We start from the raw sequence: 19631 nt of genomic DNA, 5'->3' as shown, positions 1-19631 counted from the left end.
TGGCAGCCGCTGGCACTGCCGATCTTCAGTGTCACATATTTAGTTGCCGGTGATGAATACGAATGCATGGCGATGGCGCGCACGATAGCGCCAGATGCAACTGAACATAATCGACTCCGCAGGGGCAGGACTTACCACATCCTCGGAGGGATTCATCGTCATGGAAACATCTACCCGATTGAAGCAGCGGCGCTGGCCAGCCACCTTGTTGCTGGCGTGCATGCTGGGCGCGGCTGGCAGCGCCAGCGCGGCAATCAACCAGGAAAACCTGGGTGCGCGCTATCTGGACAATGGCCGCATCAGCTTCCGCGTGTTTTCGGCCAATGCCACCCGCATCGAGCTGGAACTGTACAAGGACTACAAGGACGCCGAGCCGGTCGCCACGTTCGTAATGGAAAAGAACAATGACACCCGCAACATCTGGCGGCAAAGCATTTCGGTGCAGGCCATCCGCGAGCGCTGGGGCATCAAGGGGCCGATCTATTACGGCTACCGCGCCTGGGGGCCGAACTGGCCGTACCAGCCGGGTTGGCGCAAGGGCAGCCAGATCGGGTTCATCAGTGACGTCGATGCCGACGGCAACCGCTTCAACCCGAACAAACTGCTGCTGGATCCGTACGCGCTGGAAACCCGCCGCGACCCGCTGTACGACCAGTGCCGCGATGGCACTCTGCTGGCCTCCGGTCCCGAGCACCGGGCCAAGGACAGCGCCGCCTGCGCGCCCAAGGGGCTGGTGCTGGAGCCCGACAACACCCCGACCGGCGACAAGCCGCAGCGGCCATTCCGCGATGAAATCATCTATGAGGTCAACGTCCGCGGCTTCACCATGGACGACCCCAGCGTGCCGAAGGAGCTGCGCGGTACCTACGCCGGCGCGGCGCTGAAGGCCGAGTACCTGGCCAGTTTGGGCGTCACCGCGGTGGAGTTCCTGCCGGTGCAGGAAACCCAGAACGAAACCAACCATCTCGAGGCCAGCACCGACGGTGACAACTACTGGGGGTATTCGACCCTCAACTATTTCTCGCCGGACCGTCGCTACTCCGCCGCGCGCCTGACCCCGCGTACCTCGGGCGAAGTGCGCAAGGAATGGAAGAACATGGTCAAAGCGTTCCACGACGCCGGCATCAAGGTCTACATCGACGTGGTCTACAACCACACCGGCGAAGGCGGCGCCTGGGGTGGCAGCGATGGCCGCAGCACCTACAACATCATGTCCTGGCGTGGCCTGGACAACGCGACCTACTACTCGCTGACCGACGACCACCAGTATTCCTGGGACAACACCGGCGTCGGTGGCAACTACAACAGCTACAACCCGATCGCACAGAACCTGATCATCGATTCGCTGGCTTACTGGCGTGACGAGATGGGTGTCGATGGTTTCCGGTTCGATCTGGCCTCGGTGCTGGGCAATACCTGCGAGCACGGTTGCTTCAACTATGATCGCGACAATCCGAACACCGCATTGAACCGCATCGCCGCCGAGATCGCGCCGCGTGGCATCAACGGCGGTCCAGGCGTGGACCTGATCGCCGAACCGTGGGCGATTGGCGGCAATTCCTACCAGGTCGGCAACTTCCCGCAGGGCTGGGTGGAATGGAATGACAAGTACCGCGATGCGGTGCGTACCGATCAGAACAGGCTCGGCGTGATCCCGCTGACCCTGGGCGAACTGGCGACCCGCCTGGCCGGTTCCTATGATCTGTACCAGGATGATGGTCGTCGGCCGTGGAACTCGGTCAACTTCGTCGTTGCCCATGACGGCTTCACCCTCAATGATCTGTACAGCTACAACGACAAGCAGAACAACCAGCCGTGGCCCTATGGTCCGTCCGATGGCGGTACCGACAACAATCTCAGCTGGGATCACGCCGGCAACGGCGCCGAGCAGCGCAAGGCCGCGCGTACCGGTATGGCCCTGCTGATGCTGAGCGCCGGCGTGCCGATGATGACCGGTGGCGATGAAGGGCTGCGCACGGTGTTCGGCAACAACAATCCCTACAACCTGGATTCGTCGGCCAATTATCTGCACTGGACCCGCGACCAGTTCGAAGGCTACCAGCAGGTCTTCACCGAACGGCTGCTGGCGTTCCGCCGCAACCATCCCTCGCTGCGCCCGTCCGACTACTATTCCGGCGCCGACAACAACGGCAACGTGCTGGAACAGCTGCGCTGGTTCCGGCCCGATGGCGCCCAGGCCGACCCGGCGTACTTCGAGAATCCGGACAACCATGCCATCGCCTGGCGCATCGATGGCAGCGAGTTCGGCGACCCGGTCGGTTCCGACACCGTGTATGTGGCCTATAACGGCTGGCAGGGCGATGTCGAGTTCAACCTGCCATGGCCGGGCCCGGGCAAGCAGTGGTACCGGGTGATGGATACCGCCAGCTGGAACGAAGGCCTGGACAGCATCGTCGAACCCGGCTCGGAAGTGCTGATCGGCGGCGAGAACACCCGCTACGGTCTGCAGTCGCGCTCGGTGTTGCTGCTGATTGCCCGATAAGCAACAGCGCCTTCGCCAACAAAAAGCGGCCCGTCGTGGACGGGCCGCTCGCTACACCTGCGTGATGACAGTGCTTATGGCTGCATCGCTTCCAGTTCGGTGGCACGCTGCGCCGACATGTTCATCCGGCACATGGTGACGACGGTCGACTTGTCCCTGTCCGGCGACAGCACGGCCAACAGCTGGCAGTTGCTGTCGCGGTACTGCAACCACAGCCGCTGTACCGAGGCCAGGCCGTCGGCTATCCCGGGCTGGCGCCGCCGTAACGCCTGGTAGGCGCCATTCAGACGCATTTCCTGGCGCCGTGCTTCCTGTTCCATGCACAACTTCTGGGCTGCGAAGTCGCGGCTCTGGCCCATGCAGGCAATGAAACCCGCGCTGAAATCCTTCAGGTCCATGACGCTGTCGTCATCGCTGGGCGTCTGCGCGATCGCTGCCGGTGCCAGTGCCACCCATGCGGCCAGCATCACGCCGGCAAGCATGGGCCGGCGCCACCGTTGCCGGCTCATGGCAGTACCTGCAACAGGAGTTCCAGCGCCTGCGCGCGCTCGGCGGTCATCTGCAGTAGACAGTCAGCGACGGCTTTGCTGTTGTCCGGCTGGTCGCCGCGATAGACCGGCACGAAATCGCACTTGGCATCGCGGTACTTGATCCACAGCCGCTGGGTGTCGCGCAGCTGATGCTGTTTTTCCCCGGGAAGTTTCTCGATCAGCGCCTTGTAGGCGCTGTTGAGGCGGGCATCCTGGGACTTGGTCTCCGCCTGCTGGCATTGGATGATCGCGTCCTGCGTTCCATCTTCGGCCTGCAGGCAGGCGTTGTAGTCGTTGGAGTACACGGTCGTCGAAGGCAGCAGTGGATTCTGCACGCCGGCAGCGTGCACGCCACCGGCTGCCAGCAGCAGCAACAGTGGCAGGGCGGAAGGTTTCATGGTTTTGCTCCGGAACAATCGAATCATGGCAACTGCGACTCCAGGTCATCGGCGCGACGGGCGGTCATGTCCATCATGCAGTTGAGCTGGGCAATGGCGCCGATGCGGTCATCGGACGCGGTATCGCGCAGCAGCCTGCAGTTGGCATCGCGGTAGCGCCACCACAGGTTCTGCACACGTTGCAGGGCGGGTCGCTTGGCCAATGGCAATCCGCCAAGTAGTGACTGGTAAGTGCCGTTGATGCGCGAATCCTGATAGCGGAACTCGCGAAGCAGGCAATCCAGTGTCGCGGCATCGGTGCCATCGGTCTCACCCATGCACAGATAGAGCTGGATCGAGTACGGCGGCGCATCGGTGCTCTGGGCGTAGGCACGGGCGGGCAGCAGGGCAACTGCCAGCAGCAGGAAGAATTTCAGGTTCATGGCGGCGTTTCGTTTGATGCGGTGACCGGCGCTGGCATCCCGTACTGCCACAAGGTGGCAATGGTTGTGCCAGAGCGGCTGTGATCCTCTGGATCGAGCAGTTCGACGCAGGTAATGCGTCCGCTGTCGGTGCGTACACGCAGGCGCAGTCCAGGGCGGACCCAGTAGTAAATGCGCCGTCCCCAATCCCAGTCATCGTCCTGGTCGAACCGGCGTATCGGCGAGGGAAGATCGTATACGGAGGCGTCGGCGTAATTTTCGGGCTGACTGAAGAAGGCCAGCAGTTGTTCCTTGCTGGCGCGCGACGGGTCGGCCGTCGGTCGGACCGTGGCGTTGCGTTCTCGCAACAGCCAGGCCGCGGCGATCAGCAGCGCCAGCCCTGGCAATGCGATGCCCCAACCGTTCATTGCATGCTGCTCCGGCGCGGCTTGCGATCCTGCGGTTGCTGGCTTGGCAGGCGACGGACCGCCTCTGGTCCGGACGGCCTCTGGTTGAGGCCGGCGCGAATGGCACCGTCGATCAGGCCATTGTCCGGCACGCTGTTATCCGGCGCGCTGTTGTCCAGCGTTCCATAGCTCAGGGTGCGCTTGTCTGGCGGATTCATCGTTGCGAGCAGGTTGGCTGTAGCGGAGCACGGCTACTATGGCCAAGTGCGCTGGGCACAGGTCATGTTGATGGGGTGGGTCATTCTGCTCACCGAGGCCAACGTTGACCATGTAACAAATATGAAAAAGCCGACCGCAGGCGGCGCGATAGCCGCTGCGTTCATTGCCCGGACGATGAGGGTCCGGGCGTGGCTTTGCCGGAACAGACAGCGATCACGGGGGTGGCAATGCCGGCTGATCCTGCCCGCAATGGGCGACGTCGAACGGCCCGCCACCCCGGAAATTATCGAACTGATAGCCCGCTGGCGGAGTGAGCTTCCATCCCTTGCGTTGCGCCACGCATACAAAGACCGGGAACATTGAAAACTCCACCGCATCATGGACGAACTGGTCACGGCCGTAGCTGGCGAATGGTTCCAGGTACTCCGCGCCAAGGCCCTGCAGGGTCTGTCTGAACCTCTGGAACCAGACCTCATAGCCGAATCCGGCCAAAGTCGCCTGCTGCTTCGACTCCGCCGTGGTCCAGTCAATCACCCCGCCATCGGCGAGGTATTGCCAAAGTGCGTAGTACTCAAGCGTGGTCTCGCTCAAATCAGCACTGCGTGAATCCGGATTGCTCTGGTCCAGCAGATGAGGGTCGGCCTGTAACAGGCTTATCGCCTCGTGCATGTAGCCCAGCATCCGTTCCGGATCATCGGGAAGCCCTTCTCTGCTTTCGAACAGAGTGATGTAGGCCAGGCACAGCGCTGGCAGGTCCACCGCCTGGCCATTATTGTGCGCTGAGACGACGATCCTGGCTGCGCGATAGCGCAGATGTGCCCACGATTCCTGCTGCGCTATTTCCGCATAACGATGCTGGAAGCGCGCACCGGTCAGCAGCTGCTGGGCAGCCTTCAGATTGCCCTTGTCCATCGATGCGACCGCGCTGGCGTGATTGGACAGGGTGGTGACCCCACGGTAGATGTTGCGTGTGGCCATATGCGTGATCATGCATCCGCTCGGTAAAACCATGGCCGCCAACAGCAGCAGTCGGGTCGGGTATCTGGCGGGTATCACGATACGGGTTCCTGGAAGTGCATCAGATCGCATCTTCCTGGCGATGCAAGCGCAAACGTCATGCGGCGCCAGGTGTATGCAGCAGGCAACAAAGTGCATTACCGTGCGGCAATCTGCCCGCCATTGCCATGAAACGAATTGCATACTGACCAGCGGTAACGGTCTGGGCGTCGACTGCCGGTGGCGCCAAACCACCAAGGCCATCCAGACGAAGCCAGGTGCGGGTCTGTTAGCCGCTGGCCGGAGGGCACCGGCGCCGCCCGGTAGCCGGGTGCAGATACCGATGGACATCGGCATGTGGGATTTGCCAGTATGGGCGCAGGGGAAATCACAAGGAACGATGGATGTTGCATGCAATGATGCGGGCCGGCGTGTGTCTGGCCGTCGTGGTGCTGGCCGGGATTCATGCGCCTTCGGCGCAGGCGCAGGATGAAACGCTGGACTTGACTCCGTACCTGCGCCAGGGCCAGTACGAACGCATCAAGATTTCGCCGGATGGCCGCTACTTTGCGGTCACCGCGCCGATGGAAGATCGCACCGTGCTGGGCATCGTGCGCCGCTCGGACAACACGCCGACGGCCAAGATCAGCGGCAGCAAGGATTCGGTGGTCGAGGATTTCTGGTGGGCCAATGACGAGCGGGTGGTGGTGTCGATGGCCAGCAAGCAGGGCTCGCGCGACCAGCCTTATGCCATCGGCGAACTGCATGCGATCAATGCCGACGGCAGGCAGGGGAAACTGTTGTCCAGCCCCTATGGGATCCATGACGATCCCGGCATCGTCGGCCGCTTCAGCTCGCAGCTGGAGGACTCGGTATACATGCTGGACACGCTGCATGACGACCCCGACAACGTGCTGGTGTCGGTGGTGCCGCTGTCCAGCGACCCGAACATCCGCATCGAGAAGCTCAACATCTACACCCGCAAGCGCACGCGCATTGCCGGCGCGCCGGTGCGTCGCGCCGATTTCATCGCCGATGCCAGCGGCCAGGTGCGGTTTGCCCAGGGCGCCGGCTACGACAACGTGTCCAAGCTTTACTACCGCTCGGCGCAGGATCAGGATTGGCGCCTGATCAACGATGAGAATGTCAGCGGCCATCGCGAGTTCGCGTTGGGTTTCAGCGCCGATGGCAGCCAGGCTTACCTGCAGGTCGAGCGCGAGGATGGTCCGGATCTGCTGATGTCCTGGGATCCGGCCAGCGGCAAGTACACCGAGTTGCTGCGCGATCCGGTGGTCGACCCGTATCGCATCCTCTACGACCTGGATGGCCACACGCCGATTGGCGCGCTCTACATGACCGACCGTGTCCACCAGCGCTTCTTCGATGACAACGCGCCGACCTCGCGGCTGTATCGCAGCCTGGCCAAGGCCTTCAACGGTGACGCGGTGGCGATGACCTCGGCCACCGCCGATGGCAGGGAAGTGCTGCTGTATGTGTGGAGTGACCGCAACAGTGGTGACTATTTCATATTCAACACGGTCGACAAGAGCGCCGAACGTGTGTTCAGCCGCCGCTCGTGGTTTCCGCCGGCGTCGATGCCCGGTTCCCGCTACGTCAGCTTCGCCGCGCGCGATGGGATGAGCTTGCACGGCTACCTGACCGAACCGGTCGCCGCGTCGGCCAAGCCCAGGCCGATGGTGCTGCTGCCGCATGGCGGACCCTACGGGATATTCGATGAGTGGGGTTTTGACGACGACGCCCAGATCCTGGCCGCCGCCGGCTATGCGGTGTTGCGGGTCAACTACCGCGGCTCCGGCAATTATGGCTGGTCCTACCAGCAGGCCGGTGCACGCGAATGGGGTGCGCGGATGCAGGATGACCTGACCGACGCCACCCGCTGGGCGATCCAGCAAGGCATTGCCGACCCCGCACGGATCTGCATCTACGGTGCCAGTTACGGCGGTTATGCGGCGCTGATGGGAGTGGCACGCGAGCCGGACCTGTATCGTTGCGCGGCCGGCTATGTCGGTGTCTACGATCTGGAGATGATGCATCGCGACGCCTCCCAGGGCAGCCGCTCGGGCAAGACCTGGGCGCTGGAATGGATGGGCGAGCGTGGCACCCTGGCGCCGCGTTCACCAACCCAGCTGGCGGATCGGATCAAGGTGCCGGTATTCCTGGCCGCCGGCGGCAAGGATGAGCGCGCCCCCATCGCGCACAGCGAGCGCATGGAGAAGGCATTGAAGGCCGCGGGCGTACCGGTGCAGACCCTGTATTTCGCCAACGAGGGCCACGGCTTCTATACCGAGGAACACCGGCGCGCGTTCTATACCCGGCTGCTGGATTTCCTGGCCCCGCAACTGGGCGGCGCGCGCGCCCGTCCCTGAGCGGCCGCGGTAGCGCAGGCGACGCATCGCCGGGGTCTGCGCAGCGCCGCCGCGCTGGGTTTTACACTTCCTTAACTGTGAATTGTCGAGCCTATCCACCGGCTGGCACATTCCGTGCCGCGCTTTTGGAAGGAGTCCAATATGCAACTGAACCGAATCTGTTCCGCTCTCGCCATCGCCACCGCGTTGTCGTTGTCCGCTTGCAGCAGCAGCCCTGACCTCAGCACTCCGTACACCGTCAGTTCCGATCAGGAGTCGGCGGAGGGTTCCATTATCCACGTCGACAAGACCAACCGCATGATCACCATCCGTGGTGCGCAGGGCGACGAGTACGACGTGTATGCAGCCGACGAGGTGCGTAATTTCGATCAGTTGCAGGTCGGTGATCGCATTGCATTGACCTACACCAGTGCCATCGCGGTCGACATCCAGCCGGCCGGCAGTGGCGAACTGGCCGCGACCCTGGAAGATGACGGCAACACCGCCGAAGCCGGCGCCAAGCCGGGTGGCAGCGCATCGGAAACCGCGACCGTGGTGACCGAGGTGACCGCCGTCGATACCAGCGCCAACACCATTTCGCTGAAGGGCCCGCGTGGCAACGAAGTGACCCTGGACGTGGCCCGCGAGGATCTGCGTGCTGCCCTGCGCAAGGTCAAGGTCGGCGACCTGCTGCGGGTGACCTACAGCGAGGCGGTGGCGGTCAACATCACCCCGCGTCCGTAAGCACGCTGAGCAACTGTCGATGCCGGCGGGTATGTCGCTGGCGTCGGTCAGCAGATGCGAGCAGAAGGCGGGCTCCGGCCCGCCTTTTTCGTGCGCGTGGGAGCGGTGACCGCTGCAGGGTTCGGTCGCATTCGCTGCGCTGATGAACCGGTTTGAAACAGCAGCGCGCTGGATAGCGCTGGCCATCGATGGATAACTTTTTACTACGGCGCACGTCGCTAATGTGACCGATTGTTTGATCCCCCAGGGCATGACCGATGCAGGCAGCGTGACACCGGCGTATCGCGACGACATCGGCTTGAGGATGACGGCGGCCATCGTGGCCGCGCTGATCGTGCTGCTGCTGGGACGGCTGCTGATGCTGGTGCCAGCTTTGCCGACCCACGAAGCGCGCGCCGAAATGCGCGTGCGCTGGGTGCCGCGCAGCCCGCCGCCTGTACGCCGGCCAGTGCCAGCCGTGGCGCCGGCCGAGCGCGAACCCACGTCGTCGCCTGCCACGACGACAAAGTCCGCAACGCCGCCACGCCAGCGCCCGCCCGCCACCGTTCGCCCGCCTGTGACCGGGCCGGCTGCTGCAGCCAATGCGATGGGCGCCCGCCTGTACGACCGTCAGGGCCGGCTGCAGTTGCCGCCGTCGGCGCAGGTGGATCCCATGGCCCCACCGCCGCCCGGTCTGGCCAACGCCAAGCCGGGCGCGTTCGAGCGCGAAAATCCCATCGATGTGCAAACCACCCGCTTCGACAAGGACTGGAAAACCGACGGCAGCCTGGGCGCAGTGGCAGCACAGAAAATGGAGCGCGGCATGCAGGCCGTGTCCAAGGCCATCTTTGGCGAGGACCCGCAGGAAGTCCGCGCACGGCCGCCGCCGGATGTCGGGTTCAAGCCCGATGCCTACGAGCAAGCATCGGATCTGGGCAGCGAAGCCACTGGCGACGCTTACAAGGCCGCGCCGATCGTCCATGAAAAAGCCCCCGGACTGAAGGGCGAGGCCAGTCGCCGCATCCTGGCCCGCCTGCAGAGCCTGCAGCAACGTGCCAGCGCTTGCGGCGACGCGCGCCGGCAGCAGCTGCTGGCACCGGTGCGCCGCTACCTGCAGGATCTGCAGCAGGCCGAGCACGCCTTCAAGCAGGGTGCCGATCCGGTGATGGCCGAACAACTGCTGCCGCGGCGCGCCGACAACGCCTACGACCAGGCCCGGCGCGCGCTGTGGTACGCGGATCAGCAATGGACGCGTTGCCAGCCGTAAGCGCGGCGGCGGGCCACAAACGGCGATACAGGCTCTAGAATCGCGCGCTGACTTCCGCGGGCCGTCCATGAATACTCCGTCTTCCCTCCTGCATCCACTGCGCCAGTGGCTGGGGATTGAACGCAACACCACCAGCCACGGCGAAAAGTGGATATCGGGCATCGGCGCGATGCTGGGCATCCTGGCGGTGTATGCGATCACCCATGCCCTGTTTCCACATGGCTTCATGGGCAGCGCCGGCGGGATGATGATGCTCGCTTCGATGGGGGCTTCGGCGGTGCTGCTGTTCGCGGTGCCGCAGGGTGCCTTGTCGCAACCGTGGGCAGTGCTGGGCGGGCATCTGATGTCGGCCGCGGTCGGTGTCAGTTGCCAGAAACTGTTCCCCGGCCACGCCTGGACCGGTGCGCTGGCGGTGGGCGTGGCGGTGGCCAGCATGCATTACCTGCGCTGCATCCATCCGCCCGGCGGCGCGACCGCATTGGCGGCGGTGATCAGCGGTGCCGACGTGCATGCGCTGGGCTACCAGTACCTGCTGACCCCGGTGCTGATCAATGTCGCGGCGATTCTGTCGATGGCGGTGGCGTTCAATGCGTTCTTTCCATGGCGCCGCTATCCGGCGCACCTGCACAAGCGGATCGCCAGCGCGCCGCCGATCGCTCCGGCCGAGCGCGTGCACGAGCTGACCCAGGAAGACTTTTCGGCGGCGATGGAGCAGCTCAACTCCTATGTCGACATCAGCAGCGAGAGCCTGGTCGAGTTGCTGGAACTGGCCAAGCAACACGCCGAACGCAGCGTCATGCACCCGCGCGAGATCCTGCCCGGACGGTTCTACAGCAATGGCAAGCTCGGCCAGCTGTGGAGCGTGCGCCAGGTCGGCGAAGAAGCGGTCAACGCTGCCGAGGGCGTCGGCTACCGGGTGCTGGCGGGCGACGGCCTCGGCCAGCAAAGTCGCTGCAGCGTCGCCGAGTTCCGCGGCTGGGCCCGTTTCGAGGTCCAGCCGCGGGGCAATGGTCGCTGGGTCAAGGCCGGCTGAGCGGACATGACCGGGTGCAGAGCAGCCGGGTGACAGCCGCGGAACACTCCGGTTCAGCCTGGCGGGTTTCTGATGGTTGTGCAATGCACAATAATAGCGGGTCCCCGTTTTGACGACCCGCGCCATGACCTCTTCCCCCTTCGCCCCGGCCAGCCGGGTGCTGCCGCCAGCGGTCAGCCGCGCCATTATCCTGGCGCTGGCACTGGGTGGTTTTGCGATCGGCACCAGCGAATTCGTGATCATGGGGCTGATGCCGGACGTCGCCCGCGGCCTGGGTGTCAGTGAGCCGCAGGTTGGCCATGTCATCAGTGCCTACGCGCTGGGGGTGGTGGTGGGCGCACCGTTGCTGGCGATCCTCGGCGCACGGCTGCCACGGCGGCCACTGCTGCTGGCACTGATGGGCTTCTATGCGGTCGGCAATCTGGCCAGCGCGCTGTCGCCCAACTACGCGACGATGTTGCTGTTCCGCTTCATCGCCGGCCTGCCGCATGGTGCGTATTTTGGCGTCGCCGCGTTGGTGGCGGCTTCCATCACGCCGCCGGCGCAACGCGGCATGGCGGTGAGCAAGGTCATGATGGGGCTGGCGGTGGCGTTGTTGATCGGCAACCCGCTGGCGACCTGGCTGGGCCAGCAGCTGAGCTGGCGTTACGCATTCGGGCTGGTCAGCCTGCTGGCAATCGCGACAGTGGTGATGGTGGCCTGGACCCTGCCGCCGGATCCGGATGAGCCACGTACCGACCCGATCCGCGAGCTGCGCGACTTCAACCGGCCACCGGTGTGGTTGACGCTGGCGGTTGGCGCGATTGGTTTTGCCGGCATGTTCTGTGTCTTCAGCTATCTGGCGCCGACCATGATCCACGTCACCGGCGTCAGCGAAGCGTGGACACCGCTGGGCCTGCTGGCCTTCGGTGTCGGTGGCATCCTCGGCAATCTGGCCGGCGGCTGGCTGTTTGATCGCTTCGGCGTCCGTGCCGCGCCGGTGGTGCTGATCTGGTCGGCGTTGCTGCTGCTGGCATTCCCGTTGGCCGCGCACCAGCTCTGGAGCCTGCTGCTGGCGGTGGTCGCGGTCGGCACGATGGGGGCGCTGGGTCCGGTATTGCAGGCCTATCTGATGGATATCGCAGGCGAAGCGCAGACATTGGCCGCGGCCTCGCATCATTCCGCCTTCAACGCCGCCAACGCGCTGGGCCCCTGGCTGGGCGGCATGGCCATCAGCGCTGGCTACGGCTGGACTTCGACCGGGTATGTCGGCGCAGCCACCGCGCTGGCCGGTCTGGCGATCTACGGCGTGGCGCGCTGGCAGCGGCAATCAGCGCTGGCCGCCCAGACCGGCAGCTGAGCGCGGCAGCACTGCTGCGATAGGTGAATGGCCGCGGGTGTAGCGATCTGGCGCGGCTGTCTCGTCGTCCTGCCCTCAACCGCCGCTGCAGACCCCATTGGCGCCGCCGGCACCGGTATAACTGGCCGCCATGCTCTGATCCGCGTTGCGACTGATGCTGATGACGTTGCTGCCGCTGCGCGCTTCCATGTAGTTCTCGTTGAAGGTTTTCACCTGCGCGGCCTTGCCATTGATCTGGACACTGTCGGCATGACCGGTGACGGTCAGATCATTCGGACACTCGAAGCGGAAACCACTGACGCCGCCCGGATCGGCGACGCCGCCGACCAGGGCATCGCCCTGGCCAGCCTGTTGCGGCTGGCAGATGCCATTGCTGCCGTTGGCGCCGGTGTAGCTGAGCTGGGTCGAGCCATCGGGGCTGCTGGTCAGGCTGACGGTGACGCTGCCACTGGCAGCTTCGTAATAGCTGTCGCTGAATTTCTTCAGCGCCGCCTGCTTGCCATTGATGTAGACCGGGCCGCCCTCGTCGGCGTGGATGTCCAGGTTGCCCGGACAGCTGTAGTTGAGCTGCGGAATACCGGCCATTGCCGCACCGGAACAGGCCCACGTGGCCAAGCATACGCAGAGGGTCGGCAACAGCTTCATGAGGCATCTCCAGACGGGGAGGGAGGCAAGGTGTCCAGCGTAATCCCGTCGTGTTATCACCGCATCAACAAGGCAACGCCGCGGTCATTCACAGCCGATACCGTCGTTGTCGCGATCCAGGTGCGCGCCATACCCCGGCTGGCCGCGTCGCACCGGCGCCGCGCCTGCCGCGCGTGCCTCGGCGCAATTGGCATAGGCCGTCGTGCTGGCGCGGGCTGGCCGAGCGGCCAGCTCGCTGGCTGCCGGACTGGCAGCAGGCGATGGACTGGCCGGACGAGTCCCTGCTTGCCGATGGCAGTGATAATCGCCGGTCTTGCGGTTGTGGTGACAGCCATGGCGATCAAGGCCACCGCTGTGCGCCAGTGCCAGCCACGGCAAAGCCAGCAGCAGCCACGTGGCCGAGCGCAAACCGGTTACTCGCCTGTCCATCAGCTTCCTTCACACATCGCTGTCGATGGACAACGCGGTGCAAGCTTCGTGCCAGCCGCCACGCACATGGCGCCGGCTGGCTACCTGCTAATCGTCGACGGGTTTATCCAGCGGCGTCTCGGCGCGTGGCTGGCCACTGCCCTGGCCAGCGGCCCCGCGGCTGGCTCCGGCGTCCGTGCGCGATGAAGCCGGCGACGCCAGCCATTGGCCAGCGTCCGCGGAAATGCTGCGCAAGTGCAGATCCTGTTGCGGGAACGCCAGTTCTATGCCGGCCTGGCCCAGCGTGTTGTAGATGCGGGCGACCATCTGGCTGCGGATGATGACCCAGTTGTCGTAATCGTGGGTCCAGGCGCGGACCAGGAATTCCAGCGAACTGGCGCCGATGTTGTTGAACAGCACATAGGGTTCCGGATAGCTGGCAACGCCCGGCGTGGCCTTGGCAACCTCCAGCAGCAGGTCGCTGACCTGATCGGGGCGCGAACCGTAGGCCACCCCGACCTGCACTTCCATGCGCCGGTTGCGGTCCAGCAAGGTCCAGTTGGTCAGGTTGCCGGACAGCAGAGTGCCGTTGGGTACCACCACGTCGGCGCCCTCGAAGGTCTTGAGCGTGGTCGCACGCATGCCGATCTCGCTGATGGTGCCCGAGGCACCGGCGACGTCGACCACGTCGCCGGGCTGGATCGGCCGCTCGAACATCAGGATCAGGCCGGAGACGAAATTGTTGACCACGTTCTGCAGGCCAAAACCGATGCCCACGCCGAGGGCGCCAAATACGAATGCCAGCTGCCCGATCTTGAGTCCGGCCGCGGCCAGGCCCAGCACCAGCCCGAGGATGATGATCGCGTAGTAGGTCAGCGTCGAGATACTATTGCTGACCCCGCGCGGCAGCGAGAAGTGGGTCAGCACTTCTTCATGCAACAGGAACCGCACCAGCTTGGCCGCCCAGAACGCGATCAGCACCGACACCACGAACAACAGCACGTGGCCGATGCTGAGCGAGATCTCGCCGATCTCGAACGCATGCGACAGCGCGCCATGCAGCGCGGCGTAGATCGGCCGGAATACGCGGAACCGGTTGAGGGTGAACACCACCCAGCCCAGCACCGCCAGCACCCCCATCAGCCGCGACAGGAAATACAGCACCTGTTCCGAATGCAGGCGTACGATGCGCATCCGGCGCACGCCCGGCAACAGGGTGAACGCGCGCAGCAGGGCCATGCTGACGAAGTAGGTGGCAAACAACACCAGACCCAGATAACCGCTGTCGAGCAGAGCAGTGGTCAGTACCTCGGCCAGCGAGACATTGCCGAACACATTGCACAGCGCCGATATCGTCAACACCGCCACGCAGGCGAGCGCCGCCGCCAGCACCGCCTGTCCGGCCCGGCCCTGCAGCCCGCACATCGGCCGGTGGCGGGAACGCCACAGCAGCCAGACCGTGGCCAGCAACGCGGTGATGGTCAACCCCAGCAGATAGCTGCGATAGAGGAAATTACTGCCGGTGAACAGGAACGCCAGTCGCTCCAGCAGGTAGAACCCGGCCGCGGCATACGGCCAGGGGCCGACCAGCTGGAAGACCCGTGGTGGCAGCAGGCGGATCGCCGGAATCATCGCGACCAGCAGGGCAATCTGATGCAGCAGCAGCGGTGCCTCCGGTTCCAGCAGGAACAGCACCAGCATCGACAGCAACAACCAGGCCGACAATGGCCGTGCCAACACCCGGCGGGCGCCGTCAGGCTGGTCCTCGCCGGGCGGCGGCGATGGGCTGGTGGCGAGCTGGGCCGCCTGCGCCTTGCGGCTGCGATAGGTCAACCACAGCAACAGCGGCAGTAACAACAGCTGCAGTATTTCGCGCGCGCGCTGGTTGCCCAGGCCGGAGGCGTTGTAGTCACGCAGGAAGTTGGCCTCGACCGCAACGCCGTCGACCACGCTGTCGGTCATTGATTGCTGTTTGTCCGAAGCCGGCACCGCCCATATCGGCGCCGCGTCGACATGCAGCAGGCGGCTGTCGATATGATCGATGGCCGCGACCACCGACTGCCGCCCGGCCTTGATCTGGGCACTGACGATGTTGCCGCGATGGCCCAGCGCGATGCGGTTGGACAATGGCACCGACAATGCCTGCTCGGCCTGCTGCAGCTGTTTCAACACCGACGTGGCACGGTCACGCAAGGCGCTGGCCATGGCGTCGGGACCATCGGCGGCGAGGGTGGCTTCCCATGCCGCCGAGCGCTTGTCCAGGCCCGCCGCGGCATCGGTGTAGGGCGCCGTGGCATCTTTCAGATCGTCGCGCCAGCGCTGGTAGCGGCGTTCGTCAAAGGCCCAGTGGCGTTCCAGGCTTTCCAGCCGCAGCACCGGCAGACTGCGCAGCTTCTGCTGGGTATAGGCCTGGATTTTGCCGTTGACCGAGCGGCTGATGACATCCAGTTGCTGCGACAACTGGGCACGATGGCCTTGCGAGCTGGCCAGCAGCTGCACCTGTTCGGCGAACTGTTCGTCGCCGTCGGCACGCGCGGGTATTTCCATCACGCTGATGATGCTGGGCGCGGCATCGGGGGCGGTGGTGGCCGCCGGCGTCACCGCCGCCTCGACCTTGCTGGCGGCATCCTGCGCCTGCGCCGTCATTGCACACAAGGTCAGCGCGGTGACCGCCAGAAACGCGCGCAGCCGGCATGACAGCAGCGAACGGTACGGTGCGCGGATCTTAATGCCTGATTCCATCGGGTCCCTGCAGCCGGAATGAGCAGCGATGAGTCTAGCAGCCGCGGCGCGCCGGCACCGCTGGCGCTGCGGCAGCCGCCAGCCTCGCATCGTCGCCAGTTATTGCGACGGTGGGTTGGGGCAGCGCGGCACCCCGGAGCCGAGCACGCAGTTGATGCAGCACTGCTGGCTGGACGGCGATGGCAGTGCCGGTGACGCGAACTGCAACGGATAGGGGGCGGCCAGGCGGGCCAGCGCTTGATCCGGCTTCAACTTGAGCAGCACCGCCCAGTCCTGCTGGTTGAAATTGCAGCCTTCCTGGTTGTCCGGCGCGCACGGTGGTGAAGTCTCGCTGCGCATTGGCAGATTCCAGAAACGGCCGGCGCGGTTGAGCGCCAGCAGGCGCATGGTCACGCCCTGCTGCACGTTGCCGCCAATCAGGTAAGCCTGGCCGTCACCATCCGGATTGGCGGCCACCACGACTTCGCAATGCATCGGCAGCGAGTCGGTGCGCTGGACCACCGATTGCAATCCGGCATAACCATAGATCCGGCCGCTCTGACGCACGTAGCACAGCATGTCACCGGTGGCCGGGATGGCGATCGCCGGATCCTGCGGGTCGAACGCATTGGCGGCAGGGTCGCGGTAGGCATCGCGGACGTAATCGACATGGCTGGCCGAGGGCCGGAAGCCCGGAATCCGCGCCTTCATCTGCACCCAGGAAATGAACGCGGCCGACCACGGGTTGTCGATAACGAACGCGCGGCAGGCAGGCGAACTGAAACTGCCCTGCGCGGCGGCTCCACAATCACTGGCACCGGCAAAGCCGGACAATTGCCGCAGCATGCCGCTCTGTTGCCAGTAGCGCGCGACTTGCCGCCAGGCTTCGGTGCCGTTGCCAAGGCGGCTGCTTTCGCCCTCGGCGACGGTGCTGCTGGCGATTCGGCCGTGATCATCGATGAACGGGCGATACCACTGCATGTGCTCATTGCAGGCGGCCGCGGCGATGCGGGTCGCCGCGTCGGGGGCGTACTGCTGGCTGCGCAGGCGCGGACAGACATCGGCGGCCTGGCTGGTGGCGCTGCACAACAGCAGCAATAACGTGGCAACTATCCTTGGAACCATGGCATCACTCCGCGGGGGATGGAGGGCATCGTGCCGGTCCATGATGCCAGAGACGTGCCAACGCTGCCGCAGATCCGCTGCCTGTGTGCGCCGCTCAGCGGATCTGCACGCCGTTCCAGAATGCGACGTGATCCCTGATATGCGCTGCATTCGGCTTCGGATCCGGGTAGTACCAGGCCGCATTGGCATTGACCTGGTCGCCGACGACCACGTCGTAATAATGTGCGGTGCCTTTCCATGGGCAAACACTGGTGTGGTCGCTGGGGCGCAGGTAACGCGTCTGCAACGAGGCCGGCGGAAAGTAGGGGTTGCCCTCTACTTCGACGGTACGTTCGCTGTCGGCGATGACGGTGTCCTTCCAGATGGCCTGGGTCATGTCGTGTTCCTCCTTGGAGCGTGGTGTGCGCTGCTGGGTGAGTGTGAAGCCGATACCAGCATACGCGTCCCGGGTCGTCGCTTGGTGAGCGTTCGCCGTGGCCGCCGCCGGTGATGGCGTCCGTTTCACTTATGTAGCAGGCGTCCTGATCCGTGGTGCGCGATGTTCACGCAGGCTTCGCGGCCGATGGCGAAGGATTCCTACGGGGGGAATGGCCCCGCACGTTGCCGGTTCTTCGTGACACCCGGCTGGTCAGTGCTGACGACCAGCGGGCGGATCGCGATGTCCTGCGGCAGCGGGAATTTGGTAGTCGATGCCGATGCCGCGGCGACGTGGCGATGGCAAACCGGATAAAACAGGTGAACCCGATGAGCAATCAGAACTTTGCTTCCATGCATGCGGAACTGGGTCCGCTGGCGTTCCTGTCGATCCAGCATACCGAACGCGGCAGGACTCCGCAGGCACCCACCAACGAAGAGCGCGTACGCGCCTATCGCAATACCCAGCCGGTACTGCAGGGCAATGCCTACGAGTGGCCGTTCCGGCCATCGCAGATGGAAGCAGTCGCGGTCTAATCGTTGCCGCAGGCGGTGCGCGGAACGCTATCGCGTCCGCGCGCTGTCCATCCGCTCAGGCGTTGACCGCGCGAGCAACAGCAGCAGCCGATACCGCCGCACGCGCGCCGACCCGGCGCCGTTCGGCATCCATGTCGTGCACCGGCCGCACCTCGATGCAGCCAAAGCGCGACCACGGGAACTGCTGCGCTATCGCCACCGCCTGATCCATGTCCTCGGCTTCAATCAGGTTGAAGCCGGCCAGCATTTCCTTGGTTTCGGCAAACGGACCATCGGTGACCCGGGTGCTGCCCTGGCGCTGGCGCACGGCCCGCGCCCGCGATGCCGGTTGCAGCTGTTGAGACTGCAGCAGCGTACCCTGCTCGCGCAGTTCGTCGGCGTGTTCCAGGCAGCCACGCATCAGGCAGTCGTATTCGGTCGCGGGCAGCGTTTGCAGCAGGCTTTCATCGGTGTAGACCAACAACAGAAATTGCATCGGACGGCTCCATGGCATGACCAGGCGTGCATGGCCGGCGCACTGGCGACGGCGGCAGGGGAATTCATTTTGCCGGATTTGTCGATCGCGCGGTCTGCCGTTCGTCATGGGTAGGCAACCAGCAGCGCAACGGCTGCCCGCCGTTCAGCCACAACAGCCAGGAGAGTCCCATGAAGGTCATCGTCATCGTCAAGGCCAGCGAAGATTCCGAGAACGGGGTCATGCCGTCACAACAGGAACTGGCGGCGATGGGCCAGTTCAATGACCAACTGGTCAAGGCCGGGGTGATGCTGGCCGGCGAGGGCCTGCACCCCAGCCGCAAGGGGGTGCGGGTGCAGTTCGATGGCAGCCGCCGGCAGGTCATCGACGGTCCGTTCGCCGAAACCAAGGAACTGGTCGCCGGCTTCTGGCTGTGGCAGGTGCGCAGCATGGACGAGGCGGTGGAGTGGCTGAAGCGGGCGCCGTTCGACGGCGGCATGCAGGTCGAAATCCGCCCCATATTCGAAATGGAGGATTTCGGCGAGGCGATGACCCCCGAACTGCGCGAGCAGGAAGACCGCCAGCGCGCGGCGATCGCCCAGCGACCGCCGCTCGCATCCTGAACCTTCCATCCAAACACTGTTGTCGGCGCTGGGTTGGCCCGCGACACCGGTAATCCCGTGTCGCCGGTACGGTCACGCGAAGAATCTTCAACCAAGGAGCAAGTACATGAAACTCAATCCCTACCTCAGCTTCGACGGCAATGCCAAACAGGCATTCACCTTCTACCAGCAGGTCTTTGGCGGCCAGCTCGACCTGATGACCTATGGCCAGTCGCCGATGGCGGCCGAAATGCCCGCGGCCAGCCATGATCGGGTAATGCATGCCAACCTGGCCGCCGGTGAGCTGTTGCTGATGGGCGCCGACGGCAACGATAACTGCCCGACCTCCGGCGACGGCACCTTCGTCAACATCGGCACCGACAGCATCGAGGAAGCCGAGCGCGTGTTCGCCAGCCTCGCTGAGGGCGGCGAGGTACGGATGCCGCTGGAGAAGACCTTCTGGACCGAGCGCTTCGGCATGGTCGTCGACCGCTTCGGCAAGCCGTGGATGGTCAACTGCACCTGCACGCCTGACCAGTAACC

21 protein-coding genes are annotated in these 19631 nt (G+C 64.7%); 9 read left to right on the top strand and 12 right to left on the bottom strand.

Annotation, left to right across the window (positions count from 1 at the left end):
• The first annotated feature begins 160 nt into the window (after positions 1-160).
• Positions 161-2503, top strand: a complete 2343-nt coding sequence (locus ABB29_RS02825; RefSeq protein WP_057657082.1) for a glycogen debranching protein — start codon at positions 161-163, stop codon at positions 2501-2503.
• Positions 2504-2577: 74 nt separating this feature from the next.
• Here ABB29_RS02825 and ABB29_RS02820 read toward each other — a convergent pair whose 3' ends face one another.
• From ABB29_RS02820 to ABB29_RS02795, 6 genes are all read right to left on the bottom strand, one after another.
• Positions 2578-3012, bottom strand: coding sequence for a lysozyme inhibitor LprI family protein (locus tag ABB29_RS02820; RefSeq protein ID WP_083487390.1), 435 nt, complete (start codon positions 3010-3012; stop codon positions 2578-2580).
• Entirely contained in the window at positions 3009-3431 is a 423-nt protein-coding gene (locus tag ABB29_RS02815; RefSeq protein WP_057657080.1) for a lysozyme inhibitor LprI family protein, read from the bottom strand. Before ABB29_RS02815 ends, ABB29_RS02820 begins: the two co-directional genes overlap by 4 nt.
• Positions 3432-3454: 23 nt before the next feature.
• Positions 3455-3853: a lysozyme inhibitor LprI family protein gene (locus tag ABB29_RS02810; protein WP_057657079.1), complete on the bottom strand. Its 399-nt coding sequence runs from the start codon at positions 3851-3853 to the stop codon at positions 3455-3457.
• Positions 3850-4260 (bottom strand): hypothetical protein, encoded by a 411-nt coding sequence (locus ABB29_RS02805; protein ID WP_211260663.1) that lies wholly within the window; start codon positions 4258-4260, stop codon positions 3850-3852. The genes ABB29_RS02810 and ABB29_RS02805 overlap by 4 nt, the downstream gene beginning before the upstream one ends.
• Entirely contained in the window at positions 4257-4457 is a 201-nt protein-coding gene (locus tag ABB29_RS02800; protein ID WP_057657078.1) for a hypothetical protein, read from the bottom strand. The genes ABB29_RS02805 and ABB29_RS02800 overlap by 4 nt, the downstream gene beginning before the upstream one ends.
• Positions 4458-4671: 214 nt before the next feature.
• Positions 4672-5658: a transcriptional regulator gene (locus ABB29_RS02795; protein WP_157062465.1), complete on the bottom strand. Its 987-nt coding sequence runs from the start codon at positions 5656-5658 to the stop codon at positions 4672-4674.
• Positions 5659-5873: 215 nt separating this feature from the next.
• Here ABB29_RS02795 and ABB29_RS02790 point away from each other — a divergent pair, with 215 nt between their 5' ends.
• From ABB29_RS02790 to ABB29_RS02770, 5 genes are all read left to right on the top strand, one after another.
• Complete coding sequence (locus tag ABB29_RS02790) at positions 5874-7841, top strand: alpha/beta hydrolase family protein (protein ID WP_057657132.1); 1968 nt, start codon at positions 5874-5876, stop codon at positions 7839-7841.
• Positions 7842-7982: 141 nt separating this feature from the next.
• Positions 7983-8564, top strand: a complete 582-nt coding sequence (locus tag ABB29_RS02785; protein WP_057657076.1) for a hypothetical protein — start codon at positions 7983-7985, stop codon at positions 8562-8564.
• A gap of 250 nt (positions 8565-8814) precedes the next feature.
• Positions 8815-9810, top strand: a complete 996-nt coding sequence (locus tag ABB29_RS02780; protein WP_157062464.1) for a hypothetical protein — start codon at positions 8815-8817, stop codon at positions 9808-9810.
• Between the two features lie 67 nt (positions 9811-9877).
• Entirely contained in the window at positions 9878-10843 is a 966-nt protein-coding gene (locus tag ABB29_RS02775) for an HPP family protein (RefSeq protein ID WP_057657075.1), read from the top strand.
• A 109-nt stretch (positions 10844-10952) separates the two neighbouring features.
• Positions 10953-12182 carry an MFS transporter gene (locus tag ABB29_RS02770; RefSeq protein WP_425414717.1) on the top strand — a complete coding sequence of 410 codons (1230 nt, stop codon included), beginning with the start codon at positions 10953-10955 and terminating at the stop codon, positions 12180-12182.
• 75 nt (positions 12183-12257) lie between these two features.
• On the opposite strand, the gene ABB29_RS16530 is transcribed toward ABB29_RS02770, so the two are convergent.
• The 5 genes from ABB29_RS16530 to ABB29_RS02745 all read right to left on the bottom strand — a co-directional run bounded on the left by ABB29_RS16530 (position 12258) and on the right by ABB29_RS02745 (position 17457).
• Positions 12258-12767, bottom strand: coding sequence for a hypothetical protein (locus ABB29_RS16530; RefSeq protein WP_211260662.1), 510 nt, complete (start codon positions 12765-12767; stop codon positions 12258-12260).
• Between the two features lie 144 nt (positions 12768-12911).
• A complete protein-coding gene (locus ABB29_RS02760) occupies positions 12912-13256 on the bottom strand; it encodes an excalibur calcium-binding domain-containing protein (protein ID WP_057657074.1) in 345 nt (114 codons plus the stop codon).
• 87 nt (positions 13257-13343) lie between these two features.
• On the bottom strand, positions 13344-15977 hold the full coding sequence (locus ABB29_RS02755; protein WP_057657073.1) for a mechanosensitive ion channel family protein: 2634 nt from the start codon (positions 15975-15977) through the stop codon (positions 13344-13346).
• Positions 15978-16076: 99 nt separating this feature from the next.
• The gene (locus ABB29_RS02750; protein ID WP_170185838.1) at positions 16077-17081 is read right to left on the bottom strand and encodes a DUF2272 domain-containing protein; all 1005 of its coding nucleotides are present in this window, start codon (positions 17079-17081) and stop codon (positions 16077-16079) included.
• Between the two features lie 94 nt (positions 17082-17175).
• Positions 17176-17457, bottom strand: a complete 282-nt coding sequence (locus tag ABB29_RS02745) for a DUF427 domain-containing protein (protein WP_057657071.1) — start codon at positions 17455-17457, stop codon at positions 17176-17178.
• Between the two features lie 368 nt (positions 17458-17825).
• On the opposite strand from ABB29_RS02745, the gene ABB29_RS02740 reads away from it, so the two are divergent.
• Positions 17826-18032, top strand: coding sequence for a hypothetical protein (locus ABB29_RS02740; protein WP_057657070.1), 207 nt, complete (start codon positions 17826-17828; stop codon positions 18030-18032).
• 55 nt (positions 18033-18087) lie between these two features.
• Here the strand turns inward: ABB29_RS02740 and ABB29_RS02735 are convergent, their stop codons facing one another.
• Positions 18088-18507 carry a YciI family protein gene (locus ABB29_RS02735; protein ID WP_057657069.1) on the bottom strand — a complete coding sequence of 140 codons (420 nt, stop codon included), beginning with the start codon at positions 18505-18507 and terminating at the stop codon, positions 18088-18090.
• A gap of 170 nt (positions 18508-18677) precedes the next feature.
• On the opposite strand from ABB29_RS02735, the gene ABB29_RS02730 reads away from it, so the two are divergent.
• Positions 18678-19109, top strand: a complete 432-nt coding sequence (locus tag ABB29_RS02730; RefSeq protein WP_057657129.1) for a YciI family protein — start codon at positions 18678-18680, stop codon at positions 19107-19109.
• A 106-nt stretch (positions 19110-19215) separates the two neighbouring features.
• The gene (locus tag ABB29_RS02725) at positions 19216-19629 is read left to right on the top strand and encodes a VOC family protein (protein WP_057657068.1); all 414 of its coding nucleotides are present in this window, start codon (positions 19216-19218) and stop codon (positions 19627-19629) included.
• The last annotated feature ends 2 nt before the right edge of the window (positions 19630-19631 follow it).

The organism is Pseudoxanthomonas dokdonensis (assembly GCF_001431405.1).
GTDB lineage: Bacteria > Pseudomonadota > Gammaproteobacteria > Xanthomonadales > Xanthomonadaceae > Pseudoxanthomonas_A > Pseudoxanthomonas_A dokdonensis.
The sequence above is the reverse complement of the archived record's forward strand: the minus strand, read 5'-3'. Positions and strand labels throughout refer to the sequence as shown.

Bases quoted from the DNA above. Each gene is read 5' to 3' on its own strand.
- ABB29_RS02825 (WP_057657082.1), top strand. From the start codon at position 161: ATGGAAACATCTACCCGATTGAAGCAGCGGCGCTGGCCAGCCACCTTG.
- ABB29_RS02820 (WP_083487390.1), bottom strand. From the start codon at position 3,012: ATGAGCCGGCAACGGTGGCGCCGGCCCATGCTTGCCGGCGTGATGCTG.
- ABB29_RS02815 (WP_057657080.1), bottom strand. From the start codon at position 3,431: ATGAAACCTTCCGCCCTGCCACTGTTGCTGCTGCTGGCAGCCGGTGGC.
- ABB29_RS02810 (WP_057657079.1), bottom strand. From the start codon at position 3,853: ATGAACCTGAAATTCTTCCTGCTGCTGGCAGTTGCCCTGCTGCCCGCC.
- ABB29_RS02805 (WP_211260663.1), bottom strand. From the start codon at position 4,260: ATGAACGGTTGGGGCATCGCATTGCCAGGGCTGGCGCTGCTGATCGCC.
- ABB29_RS02800 (WP_057657078.1), bottom strand. From the start codon at position 4,457: ATGAATCCGCCAGACAAGCGCACCCTGAGCTATGGAACGCTGGACAAC.
- ABB29_RS02795 (WP_157062465.1), bottom strand. From the start codon at position 5,658: ATGCAATTCGTTTCATGGCAATGGCGGGCAGATTGCCGCACGGTAATG.
- ABB29_RS02790 (WP_057657132.1), top strand. From the start codon at position 5,874: ATGCGGGCCGGCGTGTGTCTGGCCGTCGTGGTGCTGGCCGGGATTCAT.
- ABB29_RS02785 (WP_057657076.1), top strand. From the start codon at position 7,983: ATGCAACTGAACCGAATCTGTTCCGCTCTCGCCATCGCCACCGCGTTG.
- ABB29_RS02780 (WP_157062464.1), top strand. From the start codon at position 8,815: ATGACCGATGCAGGCAGCGTGACACCGGCGTATCGCGACGACATCGGC.
- ABB29_RS02775 (WP_057657075.1), top strand. From the start codon at position 9,878: ATGAATACTCCGTCTTCCCTCCTGCATCCACTGCGCCAGTGGCTGGGG.
- ABB29_RS16530 (WP_211260662.1), bottom strand. From the start codon at position 12,767: ATGGCCGGTATTCCGCAGCTCAACTACAGCTGTCCGGGCAACCTGGAC.
- ABB29_RS02760 (WP_057657074.1), bottom strand. From the start codon at position 13,256: ATGGACAGGCGAGTAACCGGTTTGCGCTCGGCCACGTGGCTGCTGCTG.
- ABB29_RS02755 (WP_057657073.1), bottom strand. From the start codon at position 15,977: ATGGAATCAGGCATTAAGATCCGCGCACCGTACCGTTCGCTGCTGTCA.
- ABB29_RS02750 (WP_170185838.1), bottom strand. From the start codon at position 17,081: ATGGTTCCAAGGATAGTTGCCACGTTATTGCTGCTGTTGTGCAGCGCC.
- ABB29_RS02745 (WP_057657071.1), bottom strand. From the start codon at position 17,457: ATGACCCAGGCCATCTGGAAGGACACCGTCATCGCCGACAGCGAACGT.
- ABB29_RS02740 (WP_057657070.1), top strand. From the start codon at position 17,826: ATGAGCAATCAGAACTTTGCTTCCATGCATGCGGAACTGGGTCCGCTG.
- ABB29_RS02735 (WP_057657069.1), bottom strand. From the start codon at position 18,507: ATGCAATTTCTGTTGTTGGTCTACACCGATGAAAGCCTGCTGCAAACG.
- ABB29_RS02730 (WP_057657129.1), top strand. From the start codon at position 18,678: ATGAAGGTCATCGTCATCGTCAAGGCCAGCGAAGATTCCGAGAACGGG.
- ABB29_RS02725 (WP_057657068.1), top strand. From the start codon at position 19,216: ATGAAACTCAATCCCTACCTCAGCTTCGACGGCAATGCCAAACAGGCA.